Origin of the sequence: Aquimarina sp. BL5 (genome assembly GCF_003443675.1) — a bacterium.
GTDB lineage: Bacteria > Bacteroidota > Bacteroidia > Flavobacteriales > Flavobacteriaceae > Aquimarina.
Genome location: NZ_CP031963.1, coordinates 5,081,765 through 5,090,341, shown reverse-complemented (window position 1 = coordinate 5,090,341; position 8,577 = coordinate 5,081,765). Strand labels below are relative to the sequence as shown.

8 protein-coding genes are annotated in these 8,577 nt (G+C 33.2%); all 8 read right to left on the bottom strand.

The window, feature by feature from the left end:
* Positions 1-59 precede the first annotated feature (59 nt).
* Positions 60-1,421: a M20/M25/M40 family metallo-hydrolase gene (locus tag D1818_RS21410; RefSeq protein WP_118461662.1), complete on the bottom strand. Its 1,362-nt coding sequence runs from the start codon at positions 1,419-1,421 to the stop codon at positions 60-62.
* Between the two features lie 72 nt (positions 1,422-1,493).
* Positions 1,494-2,372 (bottom strand): PPK2 family polyphosphate kinase, encoded by an 879-nt coding sequence (locus D1818_RS21405; protein WP_118461660.1) that lies wholly within the window; start codon positions 2,370-2,372, stop codon positions 1,494-1,496.
* A 233-nt stretch (positions 2,373-2,605) separates the two neighbouring features.
* Complete coding sequence (locus tag D1818_RS21400; protein ID WP_118461658.1) at positions 2,606-3,127, bottom strand: hypothetical protein; 522 nt, start codon at positions 3,125-3,127, stop codon at positions 2,606-2,608.
* A 48-nt stretch (positions 3,128-3,175) separates the two neighbouring features.
* Positions 3,176-4,339, bottom strand: a complete 1,164-nt coding sequence (locus D1818_RS21395) for a sigma-54 dependent transcriptional regulator (RefSeq protein WP_118461656.1) — start codon at positions 4,337-4,339, stop codon at positions 3,176-3,178.
* Positions 4,339-5,241: a hypothetical protein gene (locus D1818_RS21390; protein WP_118461654.1), complete on the bottom strand. Its 903-nt coding sequence runs from the start codon at positions 5,239-5,241 to the stop codon at positions 4,339-4,341. The genes D1818_RS21395 and D1818_RS21390 overlap by 1 nt, the downstream gene beginning before the upstream one ends.
* Positions 5,242-5,266: 25 nt before the next feature.
* A complete protein-coding gene (locus tag D1818_RS21385) occupies positions 5,267-6,163 on the bottom strand; it encodes a mechanosensitive ion channel family protein (RefSeq protein ID WP_118461652.1) in 897 nt (298 codons plus the stop codon).
* 1 nt (position 6,164) lies between these two features.
* The gene (locus tag D1818_RS21380) at positions 6,165-7,466 is read right to left on the bottom strand and encodes an ABC transporter permease (protein ID WP_118461650.1); all 1,302 of its coding nucleotides are present in this window, start codon (positions 7,464-7,466) and stop codon (positions 6,165-6,167) included.
* Positions 7,459-8,388, bottom strand: a complete 930-nt coding sequence (locus tag D1818_RS21375) for an ABC transporter ATP-binding protein (protein WP_118461648.1) — start codon at positions 8,386-8,388, stop codon at positions 7,459-7,461. The genes D1818_RS21380 and D1818_RS21375 overlap by 8 nt, the downstream gene beginning before the upstream one ends.
* Positions 8,389-8,577: the final 189 nt, after the last annotated feature.

The following is an 8,577-nucleotide window of genomic DNA, read 5'->3' as shown; positions in this document are numbered from 1 at the left end:
AAGTAGGATATAAAAAGATTTATAATTATTAACTGATTAGTATATGTACCTTACTTAGACTATTTAATTCCATATTTATCGAAAAGATATACTAGGCTAGTCATAGTAGCAGCGCCGAGCTCCAACTCACGTTTATTAATTGCATCAAAAGTATCATTCTTAGCGTGATGATAATCAAAATAGCGTTGAGAATCAGGACGTAATCCTGCCAGTACAATTCCATCTTTCTTTAGAGGGCCAATATCAGCTCCGCTACCTCCTTTAGAAAAATAGTGAATCAAATAAGGCTCAAAAAGTGGTTTCCAGCTTTGAATTTGAGTGAAGTTTTCATCACTACAATCAAAAGAAAAACCTCTAGGTGTAAAACCTCCCGCATCACTCTCTAAAGCAAAAACGTGATTTTCTCGTTTGTTTTTAGCTACTTCCGCATATTTTTTACCTCCTCGTAGTCCGTTTTCTTCATTCATAAATAAAACAACCCTAATGGATCTCTTTGGTTTATATCCTGTTTCTTTAAACAATCTAAGCACTTCCATAGATTGAACTACTCCTGCACCATCATCGTGTGAACCATCGCCTAAATCCCATGAATCGAGATGCCCTCCAACTACCATATATTCATCTGGAAATTCACTTCCGGTAATTTCACCTATGACATTAAAAGATTCTACATCTTTCCAGCTACGACAATTCATATTCATTAGAAACTTAATCTTTGGATTTAAAGTTAACATGGAATGCAATAATTCTGCACCATTTGTACTGATTGCAGCTGCTGGGATTTTCTCTAAATTAGTTAAATTTCCATAACTCATAGTTCCCGTATGTGGAAAATCGTCTAACCTTAAGTTCATAGAACGTACAATTACACCAACCGCTCCAAATTTAGCAGCTTCTGCTGCTCCGGAATATCTCTGATCCACACATCCACCATACGCCTCGAAAGTATTTATTAGATCCGCTTGCATAGGGCGATTGTAAAAGACAATTTTGCCTTCTATTTGACTGGTTCCTAATTTACGAAGGTCTTCTAAACCTTTTACTTCTACGATTTCTGCTTTCACTCCTCCAATTGGGGTAGGAACTGAACCTCCTAGTGCACAAATAGGCACATTGGTTGTTTCACCCGGCTCTGTCTCAATATAGGCAAACTCAGTTACTCCTCTAGTCCACTTTGGCACCATTACAGATTGTAGCCAAACTTTATCAATTCCGACCTCTTTTAATTCCTGCTCCGTCCATTCTACGGCTTTCTGAGCATTTAATGAGCCTGATAACCTAGCTCCAATCTGATTAGATAAATGATCTAACCAAGCATAACTTTTACCTTTTAATAATGAAGTATTGTAAAAATTTCTAATTGCTATAGAATCTTCTTTAGCATCATCCTTCTGACCAAAGGAGATAAAAGAAAAAAACATGAAGATAATAAGGATTACGTTTTTCACAGAAATATTTTTATAATATTATTTAATTACCAATACAGGTACTCTTTATTCGTTTTCTAACTGTTCTTTATACAATTCTATATTAGATTTTGTTTCCTTATCTAATTCTGGTTCTCTGATATCATCATAACCCTTTAGGGTATCGTATAGTGTTTTTGCCACGATATATCTGGCAACAGGTTTATTGTCTGCCGGAATTATATACCAAGGTGCATGTGGTAATGATGTTTTATTGATTGCATCTTGATAACAAGATTGATATTTATCCCACAGTTTTCTTTCTTTCAGATCTCCTGAAGAAAACTTCCAGTTTTTTTCTTTTTTTTCTAACCTACGAAGCAACCTATTCTTTTGCTCATCTTTAGACAAATGCAAATAAAACTTATAAATCAAAGTTCCGTTTTCTGCTATATGTTTTTCAAAATTTCTAATTTGTTCAAAACGTTTTTCCCAAAATACATCATCAATATCTTCAACTGAATTTACACTTGGAAGCTTTTCGCCCATAATATATTGTGGATGTACTCTTGTCACTAATACATTTTCATAATGTGTTCTATTAAAGACAGAAAATCTACCTCGCTGTGGCAATGCGATATAGTGTCTCCACAAATAATCATGCCCAAGCTCTAACTCAGTAGGTACTTTAAAACTATGAACTACAATACCTCTAGTATTAAAATCTTTGAACACCTCGCGAATAAGACTATCTTTTCCTGCGGTATCCATACCCTGCAAACAGATTAGAATTGCATATTTATCATGCGCATATATTGTATCCTGAAATTCACCTAATTTCTCTCGTACCTTTTCCAGTTCTTTTTCGACTTTTTTCTCAGTCTCTCCAAGATCATATGTAGTAGGAATCTTTGATAATTCTATCTGTTGAGAAACTCTGAAATCTTCGTGGTTTATTTTATTCATAGTATAATGCGTATTATCTCTGGTAAGATACTAAAGTTTTAGATTGGTGAAAAAAGAAATGTGCTAAGTAAGATTAAATACTCAAAGAATAATGTAAGGTCAATATTAATAAAAGCTCCTAAACCAAAAAAACTACTGTTGCTATTTTCTATATTTTGGAAAGGTATTGTCTTAGAAATTAATAAAAATGTAAAGAAACACTGTCTTTTTTAAACATTATCAGAATAGACCGTTTATCGTGCATCAAAATCATAGCTAAATCCTAAAAGGAATGTATCATATTGTCTCCCTAAACTTTTAATATTAAATTCAGCAAAAATATGAACAGGAACAGAAATCTGATGTAGCGCTCTTATTTTGATTTGAGCTCCGTGATTAAAATTGCCTGTTCTAAAAGCAATTAATGCATCATCTTCAATTTCCTCAAAAATACTTGAATCATTTCCTATATAACCAAATCCTGCAGTTATCGTTGTAGGATACCAATTAAACAAAATTAAGTTTACTCCTAGGGCAAGCTCATTATATCCCTCTACTTCTTCATCTGCTCCTATAGAAAACAGTCTATTATATTCTCCTATAAAAGTTGTGTAGCAATTGGAAGCATATTCGATTCTAGCCCCTAAACCAATCTCTTCAACAGTACCAAAACTCTTTATAGCTACTAAACCATAATTTATAGCACTTGGTTCATATTGCGCATTCGCTGTAAACGAAAGACAGCATGATATAATGACAAATAGTATTCTCTTCATTTTGGGGTAAACATATTTTAGAGATAGGTCGCAAGATAAGGATTCTTCTTACTTAGCCGCAAAAAGTTTAACATCCTCTTCGCTCACCTCTTTACCCCCAAGGATGATAAGACGTTCTACAACATTGCGCAATTCTCTAATATTACCAGTCCAATCATATTGCTGTAATTGTTTAACTGCTTTATCCGAAAATGTCTTTACTGGTGAACCTTGCTCACCGGATATTTTCTTTGTAAAATAATCTACCAATAGCGGAATATCTTCTCTTCGATCGTTTAAAGCTGGTACTTTAATCAAAATAACTGCAAGTCTATGGTACAAATCTTCTCTAAATTTGTTTTCCGCTATTTCTTTTTTAAGATCTTTATTAGTTGCAGCAACTACGCGAACATTCACCTTAATGTCCTTATCACTACCTACTCGTTGGATTTTATTCTCTTGTAATGCTCTTAATACTTTAGCCTGCGCAGAAAGACTCATATCCCCTATCTCATCCAGAAATATAGTACCTCCATTAGCCGCTTCAAACTTACCCGCACGATCTTTATTTGCTGATGTAAATGCTCCTTTTACGTGTCCAAACAGTTCACTTTCTATTAATTCTCCTGGAATCGCTGCACAGTTTACTTCTATCATCGGACCTTTAGAGCGATCACTTTTTTGATGTATCCAGTGAGCTACTAATTCTTTTCCTGTTCCATTTGGGCCTGTAATAAGTACTCTAGCATCTGTCGTAGACACTTTCTCTATAATATTTTTTATATCTGAAATCGCATCAGATTCACCAATCATCTCATAATTTTTAGAGACCTTCTTCTTCAGCATTTTGTTTTCTACTACAAGCTCTTTTCTGTCCAAAGCATTACGAACCGTGTTTAATAAACGATTAAGATCGGGTGGCTTGGAAATATAGTCAAAGGCTCCTAATCGCATAGTATTAACCGCTGTATCTAAATCCCCATGTCCAGAAATCATAACCATAGGTATTTCGGGCTTGATTTTTTTAGCAGCCTCTAATACTTCTACTCCATCCATTTTAGGCATTTTGATATCACATAAAACCAAGTCATAGTCTTCATTCTTGATTTTTTCAATTCCAACCAACCCATCCTCGGCCTCAAAAACTTCATACTTATCACTTTCTTCTGATAATATTTTAACCAGTACTCTTCTGATTGCTGCTTCGTCCTCTATAACTAATATTTTTGCCATTATAATTTTAATTTAATTCCACCCCTTAGATAAAATGTATTTCTATCATTGAGAACTAGAACATTTTCTTGATTTTCGTCTCTCAAACGGATTTCATTGCTTAATGTATATCCTGCGTACGTAAAGAACAATAAGTGTTCCGTAAAATAATATTCATATCCCAAAGCACTGTTAATAATCAACATGGATGCATTTTCTGCTACTTTAGTATCTCCGTTTTCATCAATAAACACTCTATTATTCTGTATATTACCATAAAAACGATCTAATCCTATAAACGCTTGTAAAGTATTAGTTTCGTTAAAAAAATACTTAATACTGGTTTTTGGTGTACCTATAGCATACGACCAGCTAGGATGAAACCTTTTAGAATAATTAATTATCGGCAACGGAAAATTAATACTTGCCGGAGAAGCATATCGCAGTCCTAAAACTAATCTTGCGGATTTAGGTGATGTCTTTTTTCCATAACTTTTTACAAAATATATAGATCCCGCATTTCTAAAATCATCTTTATCTACTCCCGAACCTTCCAAATTAGAGGAGAGCCTTGTACCAAGTTTAGCTCCAAATCTCCAATTATTTTTCATTTTGTATGTATATCCTAATTCAAAACCTATAGTATGGAAATCTTGTAAGCCTTCTTTATCAACAAAAATCACATCATCATTAAGCTGTAAATTATTCAATCTATATTGAAAAGATAAAACAAGATACGTACCGCGGTCATTCATTTTAATAGGGTAATTTCCTGAAAATCTAAAACCGCTATATACATTATCACTTTTTGACTGAGGTATATATACATATTCTACCCTTGCTAAATTCGTGTCCTGTGATCTAATTGTGGCAACAACACAACAGATCGAAATACAAATCATCAGCAGGTTCTTATTATTCATTTTTTATTATCTAGGGGCTTTAATACTATTCTTTTGGGTTTAAGATAGTGATTTCCCGTTGAGGGAATGGTATATTTATCTTATTCTCTCTAAACAAACGATCAATCTCAAATCTTATTTCACTTTTTGGAATCCCAGCCTGAAAACTATCGTTCATCGTAAAGACAAGCTTAAAGTTTAATGAACTATCGCCAAAATTAGTAAACAATACTAAAGGAGGAGGTTCTTTTAATATGTCCTTATGTGACAACGCTGCTTTGATTAATAAATCTTTAACTAATAAAGTATCACTACCATATGCTACACCAACTTCTATCGCCTCTCTTGTAACAGCACCATTCTGAGTCCAATTATATAAAGTAGAAGTAAGGTATTTATGATTAGGTATGATCAATACTTTATTATCTATCGTTACTGCCCGTGTAGTCCTTAATTTAATTTCTTCGACTCTACCTACTTTACCTTCTAACTCTATGATATCACCAACATGTACAGTTTGATCTATAAAAATAAATATCCCAGATATGATATCCTGTATTAACGTTTGTAGAGCTAAACCAACACCTACTAGTAACGCAGCGGATGCTGCAAAAATCGCAGTAATATGGAAACCAATACTATCCAGAGTAACCAAAACTATAACAATATAGACAAAGTATTTAGCGAAAGAAAATACAGAAACGAATTTCACCTTATCCTCTCTAGGAAGTTTTCTGGTAACAACTTTTCTTATGAATTTTAGAAATAAAGATGTAACAAAAAGAACAAAAATCACAAACAACAACAGCCCTACTGTAAGCACAATAGGTTCATTTTCGGGCCCTAAATGAAAGATTTCAAAGTCCAAAAACTTTTTGATGTTGCCCCAAACATCTTCCTGGATCACTTCTTTAACTTGTTCTGTAATCTCTTCTTGGATCATATTAATACTTTAACCACTTAAATAATTCTTTATAGCTAGGTTTTTTGCCATACATCAAGATACCAATTCTATATATTTTACCAGCAAACCATACCATAAAAATAATACTTCCTATAAGTAATACAATTGATATCAAAATCTCCCACCATGGCACTCCAAACGGTATCCGCATTAACATAACAATAGGAGACGTAAGAGGAACCATAGAAAACACTGTAGAAACAGTTCCATGTGGATTTTCTATCACAGCAAAAAAACCGACATAAATCCCTAACATTAATGGTAACAAAATAGGTAACATAAACTGTTGAGAATCTGTTTCACTGTCCACCGCTGCACCTATAGCTGCATATATAGAACTATATAAAAAGTATCCTCCGATAAAATACACAAAGAAAGAAAGCACTAAAGTTAGTAATGGAAGTTTTAGTATATCCTGAATTAGAAGTTGAATTTCTTCCTGATTATTTCCTTGCAACGCAATAGATGGATCTACTCCTACCGGTTGAGGATCCATTCCAAATAAAGATGTAGCTATCAAAAGAAGAACACCTCCTAAAAGTACCCAAATAAGAAACTGTAAAATTCCAGCAAAAGAAGTGCCTAGAATTTTACCCATCATTAACTGCATTGGTTTTACCGAAGAAATTATGATCTCTATAATACGATTTGTCTTTTCTTCTATTACGGATCGCATCACCATATTCCCATAAATAATAATAAACATCATCAATAAATATCCGGCGATCCCTCCAAATGCCATTTTTACATAATTAGACATTTTAGAAGTCTTCTCTCCAGAAAAGTTTTCTATCTGAATATTTATTCTTGCTTTAGAGTTTTCTATCGCTTCTAAATTGAGACCTTCGGCTTTATAGTTTTGGTTTGTTAGTTTATTCGCTATAATTCTCTCTAGGGTATTCAATACTGAAAAATTCGGTGATTCTTCTGCATAAAACTGAATAGATTCTGAAAGTTCTTTGTTTGTTGATTTCTTAGGTATATACAGTAATCCGTATAATTTTTTAGAAATCACAGAATCCTTTGCTACCTCTATATCATAATTGCTGTAATTAACATATTGCACCTCATCAGTATTCTTAAGATCTGAGATAAACAATTCTGTTTCATCAATAAAAGCAACTTTCTTAATTTCATCATTATTAATAGTAGTTAACCAGGTAATTAATGCGATCATTCCGACAACAATTAACGGGCTAAGAAACGTCATCACTACAAAAGTTCTGTTACGCACACGAGATATGAACTCTCTCTTTATGATTAATTGTAAATTACTACTCATTTTCTGTAATGGTTTTAATGAATATTTCGTTTACACTTGGTATTACCTCGTTAAATCGAACAACCTGCGCTCTTTCGGATAAATATCTAAGTAGATCATTAGAAGAAGCATCTTTATCCAATGATATTTTTAATTTTAGCTGATCTTCTATCGTTTTAAAATCTGCAGGTTCCGTTACAAACTTATTTTGCAGAGCTTCTTGTAATTCCCTATTGTTTTCTGACAACAATCCTACTTCGAATATATTTGCCTTGTATTCTTTTTTGATATCAGATACCTTTCCTTCTAATATTTTATTGGATTTATTGATCAAAGCCATGTGATCACATAATTCTTCTACACTTTCCATACGATGGGTAGAAAAAATTACGGTAGCACCTTCATCGCGTAATTGAAGAATTTCGTCTTTGATCACATTAGCATTGATAGGGTCAAACCCACTAAAAGGTTCATCAAAAATCAATAACTTAGGTTTATGCAATACGGTCACAATAAATTGCACCTTCTGAGCCATTCCCTTAGAGAGCTCTTGTATTTTTTTATCCCACCAATGTGATATATCAAATTTATCAAACCAATATTTAAGTCGCTCTTTAGCATCTCTTTTACTCAATCCTTTAAGTTGGGCAAGGTATAATGCCTGTTCTCCTACTTTCATAGATTTATACAAACCTCTTTCTTCCGGCAGATATCCAATATCTTTAATATGGTGTGATTGTAATGGTTCTCCATCCAGAAATACACTTCCTGTATCCGGAAGTGTGATTTGATTAATAATTCTTATCAAGGTTGTTTTACCAGCTCCATTAGGACCTAGTAATCCAAAAATACTTCCTTTTGGCACTTTAATAGAAACATTGTTTAGAGCTATAAAGTCTCCAAACCGTTTTGTTGCCTGTTGTACCTCCAAAAGATTGGTCATATATAAAAATGTGATTTATTCTGAAATTTAAAAACTATGCTAAGTAAGTCAAAATATTAATGAAATGAAATAAATAGCCTACTTAAACGGATTAACGGATGTTAAGAACATTTAATAGATACAATGATATAACAATCAATATCCAACGTATTCATACAATTTTAATCTTATAAAAAAACAAAACCCACC

Coding starts and splice junctions, on each gene's coding strand:
- D1818_RS21395 (WP_118461656.1), bottom strand. CDS start 4,339: ATGGCAAAAATATTAGTTATAGAGGACGAAGCAGCAATCAGAAGAGTA.
- D1818_RS21405 (WP_118461660.1), bottom strand. CDS start 2,372: ATGAATAAAATAAACCACGAAGATTTCAGAGTTTCTCAACAGATAGAA.
- D1818_RS21400 (WP_118461658.1), bottom strand. CDS start 3,127: ATGAAGAGAATACTATTTGTCATTATATCATGCTGTCTTTCGTTTACA.
- D1818_RS21410 (WP_118461662.1), bottom strand. CDS start 1,421: ATGTTTTTTTCTTTTATCTCCTTTGGTCAGAAGGATGATGCTAAAGAA.
- D1818_RS21385 (WP_118461652.1), bottom strand. CDS start 6,163: ATGATCCAAGAAGAGATTACAGAACAAGTTAAAGAAGTGATCCAGGAA.
- D1818_RS21380 (WP_118461650.1), bottom strand. CDS start 7,466: ATGAGTAGTAATTTACAATTAATCATAAAGAGAGAGTTCATATCTCGT.
- D1818_RS21375 (WP_118461648.1), bottom strand. CDS start 8,388: ATGACCAATCTTTTGGAGGTACAACAGGCAACAAAACGGTTTGGAGAC.
- D1818_RS21390 (WP_118461654.1), bottom strand. CDS start 5,241: ATGAATAATAAGAACCTGCTGATGATTTGTATTTCGATCTGTTGTGTT.